At 60.8% G+C, this 18,730-nt stretch carries 19 protein-coding genes; 3 read left to right on the forward strand and 16 right to left on the reverse strand.

Going from position 1 to position 18,730, the window contains the following annotated elements; genetic code table 11:
* Nucleotides 1-38: 38 nt before the first annotated feature.
* On the forward strand, nt 39-1,187 hold the full coding sequence (locus tag GV818_RS15530) for an acyl-CoA dehydrogenase family protein (RefSeq protein ID WP_161753211.1): 1,149 nt from the start codon (nt 39-41) through the stop codon (nt 1,185-1,187).
* Between the two features lie 417 nt (nt 1,188-1,604).
* On the opposite strand, the gene GV818_RS15535 is transcribed toward GV818_RS15530, so the two are convergent.
* Both GV818_RS15535 and fnr read right to left on the reverse strand, forming a co-directional pair.
* Nucleotides 1,605-2,153, reverse strand: coding sequence for an adenine phosphoribosyltransferase (locus GV818_RS15535; RefSeq protein ID WP_161753209.1), 549 nt, complete (start codon nt 2,151-2,153; stop codon nt 1,605-1,607).
* A gap of 82 nt (nt 2,154-2,235) precedes the next feature.
* A complete protein-coding gene (gene fnr / locus GV818_RS15540; RefSeq protein ID WP_161753207.1) occupies nt 2,236-2,970 on the reverse strand; it encodes a fumarate/nitrate reduction transcriptional regulator Fnr in 735 nt (244 codons plus the stop codon).
* 449 nt (nt 2,971-3,419) lie between these two features.
* Here fnr and GV818_RS34485 point away from each other — a divergent pair, with 449 nt between their 5' ends.
* On the forward strand, nt 3,420-3,602 hold the full coding sequence (locus GV818_RS34485; RefSeq protein ID WP_256679475.1) for a hypothetical protein: 183 nt from the start codon (nt 3,420-3,422) through the stop codon (nt 3,600-3,602).
* Here the strand turns inward: GV818_RS34485 and hemN are convergent.
* From hemN to ccoN (GV818_RS15615), 14 genes are all read right to left on the reverse strand, one after another.
* Nucleotides 3,599-4,981, reverse strand: coding sequence for an oxygen-independent coproporphyrinogen III oxidase (gene hemN, locus GV818_RS15550; protein WP_161753205.1), 1,383 nt, complete (start codon nt 4,979-4,981; stop codon nt 3,599-3,601). The genes GV818_RS34485 and hemN overlap by 4 nt on opposite strands.
* A 148-nt stretch (nt 4,982-5,129) precedes the next feature.
* A complete protein-coding gene (locus GV818_RS15555) occupies nt 5,130-5,813 on the reverse strand; it encodes a sulfite exporter TauE/SafE family protein (protein WP_161776949.1) in 684 nt (227 codons plus the stop codon).
* Nucleotides 5,806-6,036 carry a cbb3-type cytochrome oxidase assembly protein CcoS gene (gene ccoS / locus GV818_RS15560; protein ID WP_161753201.1) on the reverse strand — a complete coding sequence of 77 codons (231 nt, stop codon included), beginning with the start codon at nt 6,034-6,036 and terminating at the stop codon, nt 5,806-5,808. Before ccoS ends, GV818_RS15555 begins: the two co-directional genes overlap by 8 nt.
* Nucleotides 6,037-6,057: 21 nt before the next feature.
* The gene (locus GV818_RS15565) at nt 6,058-8,508 is read right to left on the reverse strand and encodes a heavy metal translocating P-type ATPase (RefSeq protein ID WP_161753199.1); all 2,451 of its coding nucleotides are present in this window, start codon (nt 8,506-8,508) and stop codon (nt 6,058-6,060) included.
* A gap of 97 nt (nt 8,509-8,605) precedes the next feature.
* The gene (locus tag GV818_RS15570) at nt 8,606-9,142 is read right to left on the reverse strand and encodes a FixH family protein (RefSeq protein WP_161753197.1); all 537 of its coding nucleotides are present in this window, start codon (nt 9,140-9,142) and stop codon (nt 8,606-8,608) included.
* Nucleotides 9,143-9,155: 13 nt separating this feature from the next.
* Nucleotides 9,156-10,571 (reverse strand): cytochrome c oxidase accessory protein CcoG, encoded by a 1,416-nt coding sequence (gene ccoG, locus GV818_RS15575; protein ID WP_161753195.1) that lies wholly within the window; start codon nt 10,569-10,571, stop codon nt 9,156-9,158.
* A gap of 424 nt (nt 10,572-10,995) precedes the next feature.
* Entirely contained in the window at nt 10,996-11,973 is a 978-nt protein-coding gene (gene ccoP / locus GV818_RS15580; RefSeq protein ID WP_161753193.1) for a cytochrome-c oxidase, cbb3-type subunit III, read from the reverse strand.
* Nucleotides 11,970-12,155 (reverse strand): CcoQ/FixQ family Cbb3-type cytochrome c oxidase assembly chaperone, encoded by a 186-nt coding sequence (locus GV818_RS15585; RefSeq protein ID WP_011060239.1) that lies wholly within the window; start codon nt 12,153-12,155, stop codon nt 11,970-11,972. The genes ccoP (GV818_RS15580) and GV818_RS15585 overlap by 4 nt, the downstream gene beginning before the upstream one ends.
* A 5-nt stretch (nt 12,156-12,160) precedes the next feature.
* Nucleotides 12,161-12,769, reverse strand: a complete 609-nt coding sequence (gene ccoO, locus GV818_RS15590) for a cytochrome-c oxidase, cbb3-type subunit II (protein ID WP_161753191.1) — start codon at nt 12,767-12,769, stop codon at nt 12,161-12,163.
* Nucleotides 12,769-14,211, reverse strand: coding sequence for a cytochrome-c oxidase, cbb3-type subunit I (ccoN, locus tag GV818_RS15595; RefSeq protein ID WP_161753189.1), 1,443 nt, complete (start codon nt 14,209-14,211; stop codon nt 12,769-12,771). Before ccoN (GV818_RS15595) ends, ccoO (GV818_RS15590) begins: the two co-directional genes overlap by 1 nt.
* Before the next feature lie 499 nt (nt 14,212-14,710).
* A complete protein-coding gene (ccoP, locus tag GV818_RS15600; protein WP_161776950.1) occupies nt 14,711-15,658 on the reverse strand; it encodes a cytochrome-c oxidase, cbb3-type subunit III in 948 nt (315 codons plus the stop codon).
* Nucleotides 15,655-15,885, reverse strand: a complete 231-nt coding sequence (locus tag GV818_RS15605; RefSeq protein ID WP_161753185.1) for a cbb3-type cytochrome oxidase subunit 3 — start codon at nt 15,883-15,885, stop codon at nt 15,655-15,657. The genes ccoP (GV818_RS15600) and GV818_RS15605 overlap by 4 nt, the downstream gene beginning before the upstream one ends.
* A gap of 3 nt (nt 15,886-15,888) precedes the next feature.
* Nucleotides 15,889-16,497, reverse strand: a complete 609-nt coding sequence (gene ccoO / locus GV818_RS15610; RefSeq protein ID WP_161753183.1) for a cytochrome-c oxidase, cbb3-type subunit II — start codon at nt 16,495-16,497, stop codon at nt 15,889-15,891.
* A 10-nt stretch (nt 16,498-16,507) separates the two neighbouring features.
* Nucleotides 16,508-17,932, reverse strand: a complete 1,425-nt coding sequence (gene ccoN, locus GV818_RS15615) for a cytochrome-c oxidase, cbb3-type subunit I (RefSeq protein WP_161753181.1) — start codon at nt 17,930-17,932, stop codon at nt 16,508-16,510.
* Nucleotides 17,933-18,031: 99 nt separating this feature from the next.
* Here ccoN (GV818_RS15615) and GV818_RS15620 point away from each other — a divergent pair, with 99 nt between their 5' ends.
* Nucleotides 18,032-18,727, forward strand: a complete 696-nt coding sequence (locus tag GV818_RS15620; protein WP_161776951.1) for an alpha/beta family hydrolase — start codon at nt 18,032-18,034, stop codon at nt 18,725-18,727.
* Nucleotides 18,728-18,730 lie beyond the last annotated feature (3 nt).

Below are 18,730 nucleotides of genomic sequence, written 5' to 3' on the forward strand. Positions count from 1 at the left end.
CTTGGTAAGTTTCCTCGACCCTTCAGAGGAGCTTGCCGATGTCTGCCTGCCAGGAATACTTCGAACCCAGCCACCAGTTGGTCCGCGACAGCGTGCGACGTTTCGTCGAGCGTGAAATCCTCCCCGAGATCGATCAGTGGGAGGAGGCCGCGAGTTTTCCCCGCGAGTTGTATCTCAAGGCCGGCGCTGCCGGGATTCTTGGTATCGGTTATCCCGAAGTCCTGGGCGGCAGCCATGAAGGTGACCTGTTCGCCAAGATCGCCGCCAGCGAAGAGCTGATGCGCAGTGGTTCCGGTGGTTTGGTTGCAGGGCTGGGCTCGCTGGATATCGGTCTGCCGCCTATCGTCAAATGGGCGCGTGCCGAGGTGTCTGAGCGGGTCGCGCCGCTGGTGCTGTCCGGGGAGAAAATCTGTGCCCTGGCGGTGACCGAGCCTGGCGGTGGCTCGGACGTGGCCAATCTGCAGACCCGTGCGATACGCGACGGCGATCACTACCGGGTCAGTGGTAGCAAGACCTTTATTACCAGCGGCGTACGCGCCGATTTCTATACTGTCGCGGTGCGCACGGGCGAACCCGGTTATGGCGGTATCAGTCTGCTGTTGATCGAGAAAGGTACCCCTGGCTTCACCGTGGGTCGGCAGTTGAAGAAGATGGGGTGGTGGGCTTCGGACACCGCCGAGTTGTTCTTCGACGATTGCCGAGTGCCAGTGGGTAACCTGATCGGTGCCGAGAACCTGGGGTTTGCCTGCATCATGGGCAACTTCCAGAGCGAGCGCCTGGCCCTGGCGCTGATGGCCAACATGACCGCTCAGATGGCCCTGGAGGAAAGCCTGAAATGGGCCCGAGAGCGTGAGGCCTTCGGCAAGCCGATTGCCAAGTTCCAGGTGCTTAAGCATCGTCTGGCAGAGATGGCGACAGCCCTGGAAGTCTCTCGGGAGTTCACCTACCGCCAGGCGGCGAAGATGGCCGCTGGCAAAAGTGTGATCAAGGAAATCTCCATGGCCAAGAACTTCGCCACTGATACCGCCGATCGCATTACCAACGATGCGGTGCAGATCCTTGGCGGCATGGGCTACATGCGCGAAAGCCTGGTGGAACGCCTGTACCGCGATAACCGCATTCTCTCCATCGGCGGCGGCACCCGTGAGGTGATGAACGAAATCATCAGCAAGCAGATGGGGCTTTAGGCAGTCACCTGCGGTCTGCGGTTCTTTGTGCCGCAGGGTATGGGGCCCAAGGCGGAAAGTCCCTGAGCATGGTGCTGATGACTTTGTCAGGAGTGCCGCTCAGCGGCCACAGAGTAAGGGTTCGTTCTGGGGCTGTGGCGAGTCCGCCACGCCGCGATCGATGGTCGACACGGCCTCGTGGTCGGCGGTTGCTACATACCTTCCCTGGCGCGATTCAGCGCGCTTTATTGCCGTATCGCTGCCAAGCAGTCAGTCATAAGGCAGCGCCCATTCTTTGATGCCGGGAGCCCGCAGTAGCTGGCGCTCCAGGACGGCGACGCAGTGGACGGCTGATCACCCGTGCGTTGACCGTGGGTGATGAGGCAGGTGGGGCTGCCGGCCCCTGGAAGGGACTGGGGATGGCCGGCAGCAGTCGACTCAGCGTTCGGACAGTGAGAACTGAGTCAGGCAGAAGGTCGGGATGCCCATGTCTTCCAGTTTCTGCGAGCCGCCCAGTTCCGGCAGGTCGATGATGGCGGCGGCTTCATAGATCTTCGCACCCATGCGCCGGACCAGATTGGCCGCGGCGATCAGCGTGCCGCCGGTAGCGATCAGATCATCGAACATCAGCACTGAATCACCTTCGCACAGGCTGTCGGCGTGCACTTCGAGGAAGGCTTCGCCGTACTCGGTCTGGTAGCCCTCAGCGAGCACATCCGCCGGCAGTTTGCCCTGCTTGCGAAACAGGATCAGCGGCTTATTCAGTTGGTAGGCGATGATCGAGCCGATCAGGAAGCCCCGGGCGTCCATGGCTCCGATGTGGCTGAAGTCTGCTTCGACATAACGCTGGGCGAAACTGTCGGCCACCAGGCGCAGGGCTCGGGGAGACTGGAACAGAGGGGTGATGTCACGGAAGATTACGCCCGCTTTCGGGAAGTCGATGACAGGGCGAATCAGGGATTTGATGTCGAAGGAGTCGAAGGCCATCTTCAGGTGTCCTGGCGGGCAAAATAGGCCGCGCCAGTATACCTGCGACCGAGCGGCTTGGCTCAGTCGCATGAGGTGTGGATCAGCCTTCTACCGAGCCGCCGGCCAAGGCGCAGAGCTGGATCGGATTGAGGATGTGCACCTCTTTGCCTTCAGCGGCAATCAGTTCGTTCTGCTGGAAGCGGGTGAACACCCGGGATACGGTTTCCACCGCCAGGCCCAGGTAGTTGCCGATTTCGTTGCGCGACATGCTTAGGCGGAACTGGTTGGCCGAGAAGCCACGGGCGCGAAAACGTGCTGACAGGTTGACCAGAAAAGTGGCAATACGCTCGTCGGCAGTTTTTTTCGACAGCAGCAGCATCATTTGCTGATCGTCGCGGATCTCGCGGCTCATGACTCGCATCAACTGACGGCGCAACTGCGGCAATTGCAGGGCCAGTTCGTCGAGACGTTCAAAGGGGATTTCGCATACCGAGGTGGTTTCCAGCGCTTGCGCCGAAACCGGGTGGCTTTCGGTGTCCATGCCGGACAGGCCTACCAATTCGCTGGGCAGGTGGAAGCCGGTGATCTGTTCTTCGCCACCGTCGCTGAGGCTGAAGGTTTTCAGGGCACCTGAACGTACGGCATAGACCGAGTCGAAGCCGTCACCCTGACGGAACAGGAACTCGCCTTTTTTCAATGGGCGGCCACGTTTGACGATTTCGTCCAGCGCGTCCATGTCTTCCAAATTCAAGGAAAGTGGTAGGCACAGAGGAGCCAGGCTGCAATCCTTGCAATGGGCCTGGTTATGAGCGCGCAGTTTAACTGGCTCGGACATTCTAGAATCCTTGTGGGAAAACACACATAAGCCGTAAGGGTAACTCACGGGAGGAGGTTCCGGCCAGTCCGTGCCGTGTTGACTGTTAGTCGTAAAGCAATCCTTTTGTAGGTCGATAACCTGTTAACGAAAGTAACTAGGGGAGCTGAAAACATACCGTCGGGTGGCAGTATTGCTAATGGCAGCAATAACTTGCAGTCACTTCCTGAGCCTTCGAAAAATATTGATGGCAATCAACTAAGGGTGTCCTCATTAGTTGCAGAACCTACGCTCGAGGAGGGCGTCAAAGTGTCGCTGTCAGGGCAAGGCCTGAAGAAATCCGCCGTAGCCAAAGGGCGCGACCGCGATAGCGAGGAAAGTGCTCTGCCCGGAATATTCAACAGCTCCTCAAAATGATCAGAAAATTGCAACAATAGATTGCCGAAACCCTGGTCCAGCTTCAGGCCGTCATGGCCGACAAACACTTGAGCCCTGAAGAGGCCAAAGTCCGGATCGGTAGCCTGCAATCAGCACTGGCAACGCTCAACGGCGGTTTACTGACCGCCAATGCCTCCCTGGCCAAGGCGATGAAAGGGGCGGGCTTGAGTCCTGAGCAGATGATGAAAGCGGCCTCGCTGCCCATGAAGTCCTAGATCACCCGGGAAAAGCGCTGACGATTCTGCTGGCCCAGGTACGCATCGAAGACCATGCACACCGAGCGCACCAGCAAACGCCCGGCGGGCAGCACGGTGATCGTTTCGCTGCTGAGTTCGATCAGGCCATCGTCGGCCATCTCTTCCAGTTCCGGCCAAAGTTCATTGAAGTAGCCGCGAAAGTCGATATTGAATGCTTGCTCGATCTCTTCAAACTTAAGACTAAAGTTGCAGATCAGTTGTTGAATAACTTCACGGCGCAGACGATCGTCGGCATTACATACCAGTCCACGACTAGTGGCCAGTTGCGCGCCGGCCAAGGCGTTTTGATAATGCGTCAGGTCACTGCTGTTCTGGCAGTAGAGATCACCGATCTGACTGATGGCGGACACCCCCAGACCAATCAAGTCGCAATGACCGTGAGTGGTATAGCCCTGGAAGTTGCGTTGCAGGGTCGACTCCTCCTGGGCGATGGCCAATTCGTCATCGGGCAGGGCGAAGTGGTCCATGCCGATATAGCGATAGCCGGCCGCTGTCAGTTGCTCGATGGTACGTTGCAGCATCTGCAGCTTTTCCGCAGGCGCTGGCAGCTCAGTGCCGTTGATTCGCCGTTGCGGCATGAAGCGCTCGGGCAAGTGGGCATAGTTGAACACCGAGAGCCGATCCGGCTGCAGGCTGATGACTTCTTCCACGGTTCGGGCGAAGTTGTCTGGAGTCTGCTTGGGCAGGCCGTAGATCAGGTCGATGTTGATCGAGCGAAATTGCAGGGTGCGTGCCGCCTCGATCACGGCCCGGGTTTCTTCCAGGCTCTGCAGGCGGTTGACCGCGCGTTGCACCGCCGGGTCGAGGTCCTGCAGGCCGATGCTGACCCGGTTGAATCCCAGTTCCCTCAGCAGGCCCATGGTCGACCAATCGGCCTCTCGCGGGTCGATCTCGATGCCGTAGTCGCCGGAGTCGTCGTCGAGCAGATTGAAATGCTTGCGCAGCAGGGCCATCAGCTGGCGCAGTTCGTCGTGGTTGAGAAAGGTCGGGGTGCCACCGCCGAAGTGCAGTTGCTCGACCTTTTGGTTGGGGGCCAGGTGACAGGCGATCAATTGCATCTCCTGTTCCAGGCGCTGCAGGTAGGGCAGGGCACGGCTGCGATCTTTGGTGATGACCTTGTTGCACGCGCAGTAGTAGCAAATGTTGGCGCAGAACGGGATATGAACGTACAGCGACAATGGGCGCTGGGCCTTGCGGCTGTCACGCAGGGCGTGCAACAGGTCGAAGGCGCCGACTTGGCTGTTGAATTGCACGGCGGTCGGGTATGAGGTGTAGCGTGGTCCCGCCAGGTCGTAACGGCGGATCAGATCTGTGTCCCAACGAATGGCGTCGAGCATGCGGGAATTCCCCCGGATAGGCTGGCAGTGTTCGCGAGTCTAGGAGGTTCAGGCCTTGGCCATCTTGACTTGTATCAAGGGTGTTCGGGAGCCGCTGGAGTAGCACCGGCGGGCTGTACAGGCCTTTTAGGCGAGTACTTTCCCGGGATCAGTGCCCCATCAGCCAGTGCTGGTGAGGGCCTGGCAGGGTCCAGATGCCGAAGAGCATCACCAGCAGGCCGCCGGCCAGGCGCACGCTGCGACGGCGCAGCAGGGCGGTAACCCGCTCCGCCGCAAGGCCGGTAGCCAGCAGCACTGGCCAGGTACCAAGACCGAAAGCCAGCATCAGCAGGGCACTGTCCAGGGCATTGCCCTGACTCGCAGACCACAGCAGGGTGCTGTACACCAGGCCGCAAGGCAGCCAGCCCCAGAGCGCACCCAGCAGCAGCGCGCGGGGCAGGCTGGAGACTGGCAAAAGGCGGTTGGCCACGGGTTGGATATGCCGCCACAGGCCCTTGCCCAGGCCTTCGATGCGGGTCAGGCCGCTCCACCAGCCAGCCAGGTACAGACCCATGGCGATCAGTAGCAAGCCGGCCAGGACCCGCATGAACAGCGCTACCGGGCTGCTGGCTACCGCCCAGCCCGCCAGGCCGAGCAGTAGGCCGGCCAGGGCGTAGCTGAGAATGCGGCCCAGGTTGTACGCCAGCAGCAGGCGAAAGCGTCGGCTGCGTTGCTCCGGGGGAATCGCCAGGGTCAGCGCCCCCATCAGGCCGCCGCACATGCCCAGGCAATGGCCGCCGCCCAGCAGGCCGAGGATCAGCGCTGAAACCAGCAGGGGAGCTAGCTCAAGCATGGGGCGGTTCCGGTTTTTTCACGGGTTCGGCGTCGTTTGCCGGCGGCCGTTTGACTTCGTCCACCGCTGCGGTGTGGCTTGGGTCCTGATCGTCAAACAGGATGCTGTGGGCCGGGCCGTCGAGGTCGTCGTACTGACCGCTGTCGACGGCCCAGAAGAAGATGTAGATAGCGATGGCCACGATCAACAGGGCGGCCGGGATCATCACATAAAGAGCTGGCATCTGGACTCCAGGCCCGGCGGCTCAGGCCGGCAGCGGGCGGGTTTCGGGGGTACTGGCGCTGTCGGCCGACCGCGGCATGCGGGTCAGGCGCAGGGCGTTGAGCACCACGGTCAGGGAACTGATGGACATGCCGATCGCGGCCCATATGGGGGTGATCCAGCCGAGGGCGGCGAACGGCAGCATCAGGCCATTGTACAGCCCGGCCCAGAGCAGGTTCTCGATGATTACCCGACGGGTCCGACGGGCCAGGCTGAAGGCCTGTACCAGGGCATCCAGGCGGTTGGACAGCAGCACGGCATCGGCACTGGTCTTAGCCAAGTCGGTGGCCGAACCCATGGCGACGCTGATGTCGGCTGCAGCCAGCACCGGTACGTCGTTGACGCCGTCACCCAGCATCAGCACCTTGCGACCCTGCTGATGCAGTTGTTGCAGTATCTGCAGTTTGTCATCCGGGCGCAGGCCGCCGTGGGCTTCATCGATCTGCAGCTCGGCGGCGACGCTGGCAACCATCGGCGAGCTGTCCCCGGAAAGCAGCAGGGTGCGCCAGCCGCGGGCCTTACAGGCCGCTAGCAGGGCTGGGGCGTCGCTGCGCAAGCGATCATCGAGCACCAGCCAGGCAAGGGCGCCCTGGCTGTCGCCAAGCAATAGCCACTGGCCGGGTTCGTCGGGCATTGGCGGAACCGCGCAGCCACTGAGTTCACAGACGAATGCCGGTTGGCCGATGCGCAGGCGTTGTGTACCGACCAAACCCTCCAACCCCAGCCCTGGGCTGCTGGTGACTTCTTCGGCGGCCACCGGCGCGCGGCCGAAAGCCCGGGCGATGGGGTGTTCCGAGCGGTTCTCTAGGGCGGCAGCGAGGCTCAGGCAATCAGCGCTGGATAAGCCGCCCAGTGGCCGGATGGAGCGCAATGCCAAGCGCCCTTCGGTGAGGGTGCCGGTCTTGTCGAAAATCACCGTGTCGATCTGATTCAGGCCTTCCAGCACATGGCCGCGGGTCAACAGCAGGCCGAGTTTATGCAGGGTGCCGGTGGCGGCGGTCAGGGCAGTGGGGGTGGCCAGGGACAGCGCGCAGGGGCAGGTGGCAACCAGCATCGCCAGGACGATCCAGAAGGCCCGTGATGCGTCCAGCTGCCACCACAGCAGGCCAATGGCAGCCGCGGCAATCAACGAAAACAGCAGGAACCATTGCGCGGCGCGGTCGGCGACTTCCGCCAGTCGCGGTTTTTCCGCCTGGGCCCGGTCCAGCAGGCGCACGATGGCTGATAGCCGAGTGTTCTGGCCCAGGGCCTGGACTTCCACGGTCAGTGCGCCTTCGACGTTCAGGGTGCCGGCAGTGACCGTATCACCCTGGCTGCGGGGTTGTGGCAGGTACTCGCCAGTGAGCAGGGATTCGTCAACGCTCGACTGGCCGTCGAGGATCTTGCCGTCCGCCGGCAGCACTGCTCCGGGGTGCACCAGCACCCGGTCGCCCAGGCGCAGCTCGGTGAGCAGGATGCGTTCGCTCTGGCCGTCATCACTCAGGCGCAGGCAGGAGGCTGGCAACAGGTTGACCAGTTGCGCGGTGGCCGCGGCGGTACGCTCTCGGGCGCGTCGCTCCAGGTAGCGTCCGGCGAGGAGGAACAGGGCGAACATGCCGACCGCGTCGAAATACAACTCGCCGACCCCGCTGATGGCGGTCCAGATGCCCGCCAGATAGGCTCCACCGATGGCCAGGGACACCGAGACATCCATGGTCAGGTGTCGGGTGCGCAAATCACGCATGGCGCCTTTGAAGAAGGGCGCGCAACTGTAGAAGACGATAGGTGTGGTAAGGAACAGCGCGACCCAGCGCAGGATGGTGTGCAGCTCCGGGCTCAGGTCGATGTTGAATTCCGGCCAAGTGGCCATGGTTGCCATCATGGCCTGGATCCACAGCAGTCCGGCGACTCCCAGCTGGCGCAAGGCCAGGCGGTTCTCGCTGGCCAGTTGTTCCGAGGCGCGGTCCGGTTGATAGGGGTGGGCGGCGTAACCGATGTGCCGCAGTTCGCTGAGGACCTGGCTCAGGGGCAGCTGAGCGTCTGCCCAGCGCACATACAGGCGATGGTTGGACAGATTCAGCCGGACCTCGGCCACCGCCGGCACGCTGCGCAGGTGTTTTTCGATCAGCCAGCCGCAGGCGGCGCAACTGATGCCTTCCATGAGCAGGGTGGTTTCCGCCAATTCGCCTTCGTGGCGAACGAAGGGTTGCTGCACGTCGGCGCGGTCATACAGCGCCAGCTCGTCTAGCAACTGGACGGGGAGCGCTTGCGGGTTGGCCGATGCTTCACTGCGGTGGCTGTAGTAATGCTCCAGGCCGCCCGCGACGATGGCCTCGGCCACCGCCTGGCATCCCGGGCAGCAGAGCTCTCGGGATTCGCCGAGCACGACGGCGGTGAACCGGCTGCCGGCGGGAACCGGCAGGGCGCAGTGGTAGCAAGGCAGTGGCGTGGTCATCGGCGGTCTTTGTGGTCGGGGAAAAACTCATCGCCGACCCGTCGACTTCCACCCTGACAGGGTGGGCGGCGGGCCGGCGATGTATGACAGGTGTTGATCAGTTCAGATCTTCCGCGCCTTGCAGCGGTTCGTCACCCAGCAGCAGGTCTTTGTCGTGGCTGACCTGTTCTTCTTCGAACATGCGCCAGGTCTTGTCGCCTTCGATCCCCAGCAGTTCGACAAAGCGGCGGCCTTCGACCTTGTCGGTCAATTGGCCGATGTAGCGACCGTGTTCGCTCTCACTGCGGGTCAGGCTGATCTTGCGATCCTTCTCCGGCTGGGTCGGCGAGATCAGGTTCAGCTCAAGGGTCTTGGGCTGGCTGTCGCCGCTCAGGCGCAGATCGACTTCGCCGGTGACTTCATCAAGGTGCACGTTGGCGCGCATCTTCAAGGTCTGGGCCAGCAGTTCGCGGTCCAGGGAGCGGTTGATGCCCTTGCCGGCCTCGTAGTAGTTGTCGTTGACCAGGTTGTCCGGGTTGTTCACGGCAATGGTCACCATGGACAGGGTCAGGGTAACCGAGCAGGCGAGGATACCGATGATGATCCAGGGCCAGAGGTGCTTGTACCAAGGGCTAGTGGCTGTGGCTGTGGGCATGGTCACTTCTCTGTTAACGATTTTGTGGGCCGATGAACCGGCTCTTGGCTTCAACGTGGACACTGTCATCGTCGGCATCCTTGAGGATGAACTTCACCTCGTTGGTGGTCGACGGCAGTTGTTCCGGGGCCACCGAAAGCTCCACTGGCATGCTGACGATGTCGCCGGCTACCACGTGGATCTCGCGTTTGCCCTGCAGTTTCAGGTCCGGCAGGCCGGCGGCGTCCAGCAGATAGGTGTGATCGTGCTGGTCCTTGTTCATGATCTTCAGGCTGTAGACGTTTTCGATCCGGCCTTCGGCATTCTCGCGGTACAGCACGCGGTCCTTGCTGACGTCGAAGCCCACCAGTGGACGCATGACGAACGCGGTGACCAGCAGGCTGATCATCGCCAGCAGCACCAGGGCGTAACCGATCAGGCGCGGACGCAGTTTATGGGTTTTCTGCCCGGAGAGGTTGTGTTCGGTGGTGTAGCTGATGAGCCCGCGAGGGTACTCCATCTTGTCCATGATGTTGTCGCAGGCGTCGATGCAGGCGGCGCAGCCAATACATTCGATCTGCAGGCCGTCGCGGATGTCGATGCCGGTGGGGCAGACCTGAACACACATGGTGCAGTCGATGCAGTCGCCCAGGCCCATGGCCTTGTAATCGGCGCCTTTCTTGCGCGGGCCACGGGTTTCACCGCGGCGCGGGTCGTAGGAAACGATCAGAGTGTCCTTGTCGAACATCACGCTCTGGAAGCGTGCATAAGGACACATGTAGATGCACACCTGCTCCCGCAGCCAGCCGGCGTTGCCGTAGGTCGCCAGGGTGAAGAAACCGACCCAGAAATACGACCAGCCATCAGCCTGTCCGGTGAAGAAGTCGATGACCAGTTCGCGGATCGGTGAGAAGTAGCCGACGAAGGTCATGCCGGTGAGGAAGCCGATCAGCAGCCAGAGGCTGTGCTTGCTGAGCTTGCGCAGGAATTTGTTGGCGCTCATGGGCGCCTTGTCCAGCTTGATACGCTGGTTGCGGTCGCCTTCGGTGACCTTTTCGCACCACATGTAAATCCACGTCCAGACACTCTGCGGGCAGGTGTAGCCGCACCAGACACGTCCGGCGTAGACGGTGATGAAGAACAGGCCGAAGGCGGCAATGATCAGCAGGCCGGAGAGCAGGATGAAGTCCTGGGGCCAGAAGGTGGCGCCAAAAATAAAGAATTTACGTTCCGGCAGGTTCCACCAGACCGCCTGGTGGCCGCCCCAGTTGAGCCAGACGGTACCGAAGTACAGGAGGAACAATCCGGCGCCGCCAACCATGCGCAGGTTGCGGAACAAGCCGGTAAAGGCGCGGGTGTAGATTTTTTCCCTGGAGGCGTAGAGGTCGACGCTGTTAGTCGTGTTTTTTGCAGGCGGGGTAACGTTTTGTACGGGAATCTGGTTGCTCATCATTGCATCCCACGGCAGTGGAAAAATGCCTCGGTCAGTACGTGCCGACCGGGGTCAAAAGGGGTATTGCGGTGGCGCAATGATACGCCTGTAGCTCTAGCGCAAGGGTGCGACCTTTGGTCGCGTTGGGGGAAATCAACTGATGGTGTAATGACTTGAATCAATTGACTTGTGAATTATGGACCGTTTTGCGCTTCCCACCGTTCAAATTTTCAGCAGGTTGAGCAGACGTCTGCTAAAGGACCGTGCCTCTGTCTTGCGGGGGATGCCACCTTTGGCTCATGGGCCAGGGTGTTTGTGGTAAGTAGCGCGTTTATTGTCGGGCTTCGGTGAATGGAGTCGGGCGCAAGGCAGTGGCGCAAATAAAACGGCCCCGCCAATGAGAGTTGGCGGGGCCGTTGGGTTTTGCTTTCAGGCGTCGGTGTTACTCGGCGTCGGCCTGCTTGTCACCGTGGGACAGGCTGTAGACATAAGCCGCCAGCAGGTGAACCTTGTCGTTGCCTTGCAGATGATCCTGAGCAGGCATCACGCCCTGACGGCCGTAACGAATAGTCTGCTGCAGTTGAGCGAAGCTCGAACCGTAGATGAACGCTGCCGGGTGAGTCAGGTTGGGCGCGCCCATGGCTGGGGTACCCTTGCCTTCTGGACCATGGCAGACCGCACAAGTGGTGGCGAAGATCTTCTGGCCGTTGACCGGATCGGCCTTGATGCCTTCCGGCAGCTTGCGTCCATCGAGGTTGGTCAGTACGTAAGCGGCTACGTCACTCACGCCTTGCTCTTTCAGGCTATCCAGCCAACCTGGCATGATCGCGTGGCGACCGCCCATGATGGTGGTCTTGATGGTTTCCGGCTCACCGCCCCAGCGCCAGTCGGCGTCGGTCAGGTTGGGGAAGCCATAAGCGCCCTTGGCGTCGGAACCGTGGCAGACCGAGCAGTTGGAGGCGAACAGGCGACCGCCCATTTTCAGGGCTTGCGGGTCCTTGGCCACTTCTTCGATCGGCATGGCGGCGTACTTGGCGAAGATCGGACCGAACTTGGCGTCCGACTTGGCCATTTCTTTTTCCCATTCGTGCACGCCGGTCCAGCCGGACTGGCCGTTGGCGAATGGGGTCTGCTTCTCGTTATCGAGGTAGGCGTAGCCAGGCAGGACGCCTTTCCAGTTGCCCAGGCCCGGGTACAGCACCAGGTAACCCAGGGCGAAGACGATGGTGCCGACGAACAGCATGAACCACCATTTCGGCAGTGGGTTGTCGTACTCCTCGATCCCGTCGAAGGAGTGGCCGACCGTCTCGTCGGTCTGCTCGGTGCGCTGGCCCTTGCGGGTCGACAGCAGCAGCCAGGTCAGGGCGAAGATGGTACCCAGACTGAGGACTGTAACGTACAGACTCCAGAACGTAGTCATTCTTTGTTACTCCTAGAAGCTTGCTCGACGTGCTTGATGGCGTCGGGATCATCCGCGAACGGCAACAAGGTCGCGTCTTCAAACTCGGACTTGCGCTTGGGGCTGAACACCCAGAGCGCCAAACCGATAAAGGCCACCATCACAACAAGGGTGCCCAGGCCACGAATCATCCCGATATCCATCTAGATCACCGTTTGCTTTTGATGATGGTGCCCAGGCCTTGCAGATAGGCCACCAGCGCGTCCATTTCGGTTTTGCCCTTTACCGCATCCTTGGCACCGGCGATGTCTTCGTCGGTGTAAGGGACGCCGAGCGTGCGCAAGACTTCCATTTTCTTCGCGGTGTCTTTGCCGTCGAGCTTGTTTTCTACGAGGAACGGGTAAGCCGGCATTTTCGACTCGGGGACCACGTTGCGCGGGTTGTACAAATGCGCACGCTGCCAGTCATCGGAGTAACGGCCACCGACTCGGGCCAGGTCCGGTCCGGTCCGCTTGGAACCCCACAGGAACGGGTGGTCCCAAACGCTTTCACCCGCGACCGAGTAGTGGCCATAGCGTTCGGTTTCCGCACGGAACGGGCGGATCATCTGCGAGTGGCACTGTACGCAACCGTTGGCGATGTAGATGTCGCGGCCTTCCAGTTCCAGTGCCGGGCGAGGCTTCATGCCTTCGACCGGCTTGTTGGTGACGTCCTGGAAGAACAGCGGGACGATCTGGGTCAGGCCGCCGATGCTCACGGCAATGACCATGAAGAAGGCCAGCAGGCCAATGTTCTTCTCGACTACTTCGTGCTTCATCAGTGAGCTCCAACTACAGCGATCTGAGCGGCGGCTTCAGCTTCAGCCGGGTTCGAGGCGCGAACGGTACGGAACACGTTGTAGGCCATGAACAGCATGCCGGCAGCAAAGAACGCACCGCCCACGGCGCGGACGATGAAGCCTGGATGGCTGGCTTGCAGCGCTTCGACGAAGGAGTAGGTGAGGGTGCCGTCATCGTTGATTGCGCGCCACATCAAGCCCTGGGTAATGCCGTTGACCCACATCGAGGCGATGTAGAGCACGGTGCCGATGGTGGCGAGCCAGAAGTGCGTGTTGATCAGGCCGACGCTGTGCATTTGCTGACGACCGAAGACTTTCGGGATCAGGTGGTACAGCGCGCCGATGGAGATCATCGCTACCCAGCCCAGAGCGCCGGCGTGTACGTGGCCGATGGTCCAGTCGGTGTAGTGCGAGAGCGAGTTGACGGTCTTGATCGCCATCATCGGACCTTCGAAGGTCGACATGCCGTAGAACGCCAGGGATACCACCAGGAAGCGCAGGATCGGGTCGGTGCGCAGCTTATGCCAGGCGCCCGACAGGGTCATCATGCCGTTGATCATGCCGCCCCAGCTTGGAGCCAGCAGGATAATCGACATGGCCATGCCCAGGGACTGGGCCCAGTCCGGCAGCGCGGTGTAGTGCAGGTGGTGCGGGCCGGCCCAGATGTACAGGGTGATCAGCGCCCAAAAGTGCACGATGGACAGGCGATAGGAGTAGATCGGGCGCTCGGCCTGCTTGGGTACGAAGTAGTACATCATCCCGAGGAAGCCGGTGGTCAGGAAGAAGCCCACAGCGTTGTGACCGTACCACCACTGGATCATCGCGTCAGTCGCACCGGCGTAGGCCGAATAGGACTTGAAGAGGCTGACCGGCAGGGAGGCGTGGTTGACGATGTGCAGCATCGCGGTAACCACGATGAAGGCACCGTAGAACCAGTTGCCCACGTAGATGTGCTTGGTCTTGCGCTTGGTGATGGTGCCAAAGAACACCAGGCCGTAGACGACCCAGACGATCGCCAGGAGGATGGCTAGTGGCCATTCCAGTTCGGCGTATTCCTTGGTAGTGGTGTAACCCAGGGGCAGGGTCACGATTGCGCCGACGATCACTGCTTGCCAACCCCAGAAGGTGAAGGCCGCAAGGCTGTCGGAAATCAGTCGCGTCTGGCAGGTTCGCTGCACGACATAGTAAGAAGTGGCAAACAATGCACATCCACCGAAGGCGAAGATCACCAGGTTAGTGTGCAGCGGGCGCAAGCGTCCAAACGTCGTCCACGGCAGACCGAAGTTCAACTCCGGCCAGACCAATTGTGAGGCGATGAAGACACCGAGCCCCATGCCAAGGATCCCCCAGACCACCGTCATGATGGCGAACTGGCGGACTACCTTATAGTTATAAGCAGTCGGACTGATTGCTGTGCTCATTCTAAGGTTCCACGGTTTGGGTGTTTTATTAGGGATGAAAATCGGCCGCAAGTATGGAGAAAGCAGGGGGTCATTGCAACGCGCTATGACCTGGGTCAATGCGTTCCATGCCTGATTCTGCGGCCTTTCCCTATGCCGAGTAGGGACAAAAAAATGCCCTCGGACAAACTGTCGCAGTGGACAAGAAAGTCAGGGTTTCAGGTTAGTTGTAACCGGGCGTGTGGAAGCTGATGGATCAGCTGACAGGCGGTAAGCGAGTCGACAGCCGGTAGAAACCAGCTCTTGCGGCCTGTCATCGAGCAGAAGCTTCGAGCGTTACGGATACCGTTGGCCTGTGACTGACTGTTGCCAGCCCACTTCCGGGCAAGCTTAGACCTGATTCAGATCAGTGCAAACGAAGGAGCAGAGAGGGTGCGACACTTGGTCGCAAAGGAGCGGAGGGGGATGCTTCAAAGCGGCAAGCTGCAAGTTTCAAACTCACAGCTTGCCGTTACTCTTTTTACTTCTCGCTTGCTGCTTGCGGCTTATCGCTGTTGTTGTGCGACAGGCTGTACACGTAGGCGGCCAGCAGTTGCACTTTGTCGTTGCCGAGCAATTCGCTCTGCGCTGGCATCTGGCCCTGGCGACCATGGCGAATAGTCTGTTGCAGTTGGGCCAGGCTGGTGCCGTAGATGAAGCCGGCCGGTTGGGTCAGGTCAGGTGCCCCCATGATCTCGGTGCCCTTGCCGTTGGCGCCGTGGCAGGCGACACAGGTGGTGCTGAAGGCTTGCTGTCCTGCTTGCAGGTCAGCATCGCTGTCCGCAGGCAGGGGCAGGCCGGCCAGTTCGTGACGTACATAAGCGGCTACGTTTTTCACCCCGTCTTCCTTGAGCACTTCGCCCCAGGCTGGCATGGCTGCGTGACGACCACCCATGATGCTGGCCTTGATGGTTTCGGCACTGCCACCCCAGCGCCAGATGTTATCGGCCAGGTTAGGGAAGCCATAGGCACCCTTGGCGTCGGAACCGTGGCAGACCGAACAGTTGGAGGCGAACAGGCGTCCACCCATCTTCAGCGCTTGTGGGTCCTTGGCCACTTCTTCCACGGGCATGGCTGCAAATTTGGCGAAGATCGGCCCAAATTTGACGTCGGCCTTGGCCATTTCCTTTTCCCATTCCTTGTTCTGGGTCCAGCCGTCTTCATAGCCCGGCAGGATGCCTTTCCAGTTACCCAGGCCCGGATAAAGGATCAGGTAACCCACCGAGAACACCAGGGTCCCGGCGAACAGCAGGAACCACCATTGCGGCAGGGGGTTGTCGTACTCCTCGATACCATCGAAGGCGTGGCCCATGGTCTGGTCGACACTGCCCTTGGTTTCACCCTTGCGGGTGCCGACCAATAGCCAGGTCAGGCCGATCAGGCTGCCAATGGTCAGTACGCAGATCCACGTACTCCAGAAGGTGGTCATGGCCGAATGCTCCTTGTTGCAGGCTCTTGAGGTTGAGCGTCATCTGTTGTGTTGCCGGCCGGTGCCGAGCCCGCTTGCGGGTCATCGGCGAAGGGCAGCAGGCGTGCCTGAGCAAACTCGGGATTGCGTTTTGAGTTGAACACCCAGATCGACAAGCCGATGAAGGCGATCATCACCACCAGGGTCCCGAGGCCGCGGATCATGCCGCTATCGAGTTCAAAACCCATGGTTCACCTCTTGCTCTTGATCGAAGTGCCGAGCACTTGCAGGTAGGCCACCAGGGCGTCCATCTCGGTCTTGCCCTTGAGTGAGGCGGTAGCACCGGCAATGTCGTCGTCGGTGTAAGGCACACCAAGAGTGCGCATGACCTTGAGCTTGGTTTCGGTATGGCTGCTGTCCACCGGTGCGGTCACCAGCCATGGGTAGGCCGGCATTTTCGATTCAGGCACGACGTTGCGCGGGTTGTACAAGTGCGCACGATGCCAGTCATCGGAGTAGCGGGCGCCGACTCGGGCCAGATCCGGACCGGTACGCTTGGAACCCCACAGGAACGGGTGATCCCAGACGCTTTCACCGGCTACCGAGTAGTGGCCATAGCGTTCGGTTTCCGCGCGGAACGGACGGATCATCTGCGAGTGGCACTGTACGCAGCCTTCGCGGATGTAGATGTCGCGACCTTCCAGCTGCAGGGCGGTGTAGGGCTTCATGCCTTCCACCGGCTTGTTGGTGACGTCTTGGAAGAACAGCGGGACGATCTGAGTCAGACCGCCGATGCTCACCGCGAAGACCATCAGCAGCATCAGCAGGCCGACGTTTTTTTCAATCGTTTCGTGTTTCATGGCGGACTCCTCAGGCCATCTGCGCAGCGGCGGTGACTTCGGCTGGCACCGCGGCACGCACGGTGCGCCAGGTGTTGTAAGCCATCAGGAACATGCCGCTGAGGAAGATCGCACCACCGACCAGTCGCACGATGAAGCCTGGGTGGCTGGCCACCAGGGTTTCGACGAAGGAGTAGGTGAGGGTGCCGTCATCGTTGATTGCGCGCCACATCAGGCCCTGGGCGATGCCGTTGACCCACATCGAAGCGATGTAGAGCACGGTGCCGATGGTGGCGAGCCAGAAGTGCGTGTTGATCAAGCCGACGCTGTACATCTGCTCGCGGCCGAAGACTTTTGGAATCAGGTGATACAGCGCACCGATAGAGATCATCGCTACCCAGCCCAGAGCGCCGGCGTGTACGTGGCCGATGGTCCAGTCGGTGTAGTGAGACAGGGCGTTGACAGTCTTGATCGCCATCATCGGACCTTCGAAGGTCGACATGCCGTAGAACGCCAGGGACACCACCAGGAAGCGCAGGATCGGATCGCTGCGCAGCTTATGCCAGGCGCCCGAGAGGGTCATCATGCCGTTGATCATGCCGCCCCAGCTCGGAGCCAGCAGTACCAGCGACATCACCATGCCCAGGGACTGAGCCCAGTCCGGCAGCGCGGTGTAGTGCAGGTGGTGCGGGCCGGCCCAGATGTACAGGGTGATCAGCGCCCAGAAGTGCACGATGGACAAGCGATAGGAGTACACCGGACGCTCGGCCTGTTTCGGCACGAAGTAGTACATCATCCCGAGGAAGCCTGCGGTGAGGAAAAAACCTACCGCGTTATGGCCATACCACCACTGCACCATGGCATCTGTCGCACCAGCGTACGCCGAGTAGGACTTGACCAGGCTCACCGGCAGGGACGCGTGGTTGACGATGTGCAGGATGGCCACGGTGATGATGAACGCACCAAAGAACCAGTTACCGACGTAGATGTGCTTGGTCTTGCGCTTCATCAGCGTGCCGAAGAACACGATGCCGTAGGCCACCCAGACAATGGCGATAAGAATCGCGATTGGCCATTCCAGCTCGGCGTATTCCTTGGAAGTGGTGTAGCCCAACGGCAAACTGATCGCGGCCAGCACAATCACCAACTGCCAGCCCCAGAAGCAGAACGCGGCGATTTTCGGCGCGAACAATTGGGTCTGACAGGTGCGTTGCACCGAGTAGAACGAGCTGGCAAACAGTGCGCAACCGCCAAAGGCGAAGATCACTGCGTTGGTATGCAACGGACGCAGACGGCCGAAGCTGGTCCACGGTAAATCGAAGTTGAGTTCGGGCCAGACCAACTGGGCAGCGAGAAAAACCCCGAGCCCCATGCCGACGATGCCCCACACCACCGTCATAATGGCGAATTGGCGGACCACCTTGTAGTTGTAGGCGGTACTAATAGAAGTGTTCATGGTTCCCCATCCACGGTTCAGCTGAAGTGAAAGCGACTGCGCACGGCAAGGCGCGCTCACTTCGTCTGGAGTTATAGGCAGACTAAAAGCGAGGCAAGCATGAGCAATGAGCACAAGGCCAGTATTGACGGGGATCAATGGGCGCAGTGCGTGCAGGAACAGGGCTGGTTGTGGGAGGTCGCCCGGGTTGCCGATCCACTGCAGGCACCGACCTTGATCCTGGCTCACGGTGCTGGCGCGCCAATGGACAGTGGGTTTATGAGTGACATGGCTGTACGCCTTGCCGGGCAGGGCGTGAACGTTTTGCGCTTCGAGTTTCCGTACATGGCGCAGCGGCGTCTGGAGGGTGGCAAGCGCCCCCCCAATCCGACGCCCAGGCTGCTGGAATGCTGGCGCGAGGTGTATGCCAGGGTGCGACCTTATGTCACTGGGGTGTTGGCGGTGGGGGGCAAGTCCATGGGCGGGCGCATGGCCAGTCTGCTGGCGGATGAGCTGCAGGCCGATGCGCTGGTGTGTCTGGGTTATCCCTTCTATGCCGCGGGCAAGCCGGAGAAGCCGCGGGTGGTGCACTTGGCAGAACTGGCTACCCCGACGCTGATCGTGCAGGGTGAGCGTGACGCCTTGGGTAATCGCCAGGCGGTCGAGGCCTATTCACTGGCACCGAGTATCGAGCTGTATTGGCTGACGGCTGCTGATCACGACCTCAAGCCGCTGAAGGCCTCCGGGTTCACCCACGAGCAGCATCTTGACTCCGCTGTGGGCAAGGTTGTCGGGTTCCTGCAAGCATTGCGCTAAGAC

Source organism: Pseudomonas sp. Fl4BN1 (assembly GCF_009908285.1).
Taxonomy (GTDB): domain Bacteria; phylum Pseudomonadota; class Gammaproteobacteria; order Pseudomonadales; family Pseudomonadaceae; genus Aquipseudomonas.

Bases quoted from the DNA above. Each gene is read 5' to 3' on its own strand.
- GV818_RS15530 (WP_161753211.1), top strand. From the start codon at position 39: ATGTCTGCCTGCCAGGAATACTTCGAACCCAGCCACCAGTTGGTCCGC.
- GV818_RS15535 (WP_161753209.1), bottom strand. From the start codon at position 2,153: ATGGCCTTCGACTCCTTCGACATCAAATCCCTGATTCGCCCTGTCATC.
- fnr (WP_161753207.1), bottom strand. From the start codon at position 2,970: ATGTCCGAGCCAGTTAAACTGCGCGCTCATAACCAGGCCCATTGCAAG.
- GV818_RS34485 (WP_256679475.1), top strand. From the start codon at position 3,420: ATGGCCGACAAACACTTGAGCCCTGAAGAGGCCAAAGTCCGGATCGGT.
- hemN (WP_161753205.1), bottom strand. From the start codon at position 4,981: ATGCTCGACGCCATTCGTTGGGACACAGATCTGATCCGCCGTTACGAC.
- GV818_RS15555 (WP_161776949.1), bottom strand. From the start codon at position 5,813: ATGCTTGAGCTAGCTCCCCTGCTGGTTTCAGCGCTGATCCTCGGCCTG.
- ccoS (WP_161753201.1), bottom strand. From the start codon at position 6,036: ATGCCAGCTCTTTATGTGATGATCCCGGCCGCCCTGTTGATCGTGGCC.
- GV818_RS15565 (WP_161753199.1), bottom strand. From the start codon at position 8,508: ATGACCACGCCACTGCCTTGCTACCACTGCGCCCTGCCGGTTCCCGCC.
- GV818_RS15570 (WP_161753197.1), bottom strand. From the start codon at position 9,142: ATGCCCACAGCCACAGCCACTAGCCCTTGGTACAAGCACCTCTGGCCC.
- ccoG (WP_161753195.1), bottom strand. From the start codon at position 10,571: ATGAGCAACCAGATTCCCGTACAAAACGTTACCCCGCCTGCAAAAAAC.
- ccoP (WP_161753193.1), bottom strand. From the start codon at position 11,973: ATGACTACGTTCTGGAGTCTGTACGTTACAGTCCTCAGTCTGGGTACC.
- GV818_RS15585 (WP_011060239.1), bottom strand. From the start codon at position 12,155: ATGGATATCGGGATGATTCGTGGCCTGGGCACCCTTGTTGTGATGGTG.
- ccoO (WP_161753191.1), bottom strand. From the start codon at position 12,769: ATGAAGCACGAAGTAGTCGAGAAGAACATTGGCCTGCTGGCCTTCTTC.
- ccoN (WP_161753189.1), bottom strand. From the start codon at position 14,211: ATGAGCACAGCAATCAGTCCGACTGCTTATAACTATAAGGTAGTCCGC.
- ccoP (WP_161776950.1), bottom strand. From the start codon at position 15,658: ATGACCACCTTCTGGAGTACGTGGATCTGCGTACTGACCATTGGCAGC.
- GV818_RS15605 (WP_161753185.1), bottom strand. From the start codon at position 15,885: ATGGGTTTTGAACTCGATAGCGGCATGATCCGCGGCCTCGGGACCCTG.
- ccoO (WP_161753183.1), bottom strand. From the start codon at position 16,497: ATGAAACACGAAACGATTGAAAAAAACGTCGGCCTGCTGATGCTGCTG.
- ccoN (WP_161753181.1), bottom strand. From the start codon at position 17,932: ATGAACACTTCTATTAGTACCGCCTACAACTACAAGGTGGTCCGCCAA.
- GV818_RS15620 (WP_161776951.1), top strand. From the start codon at position 18,032: ATGAGCAATGAGCACAAGGCCAGTATTGACGGGGATCAATGGGCGCAG.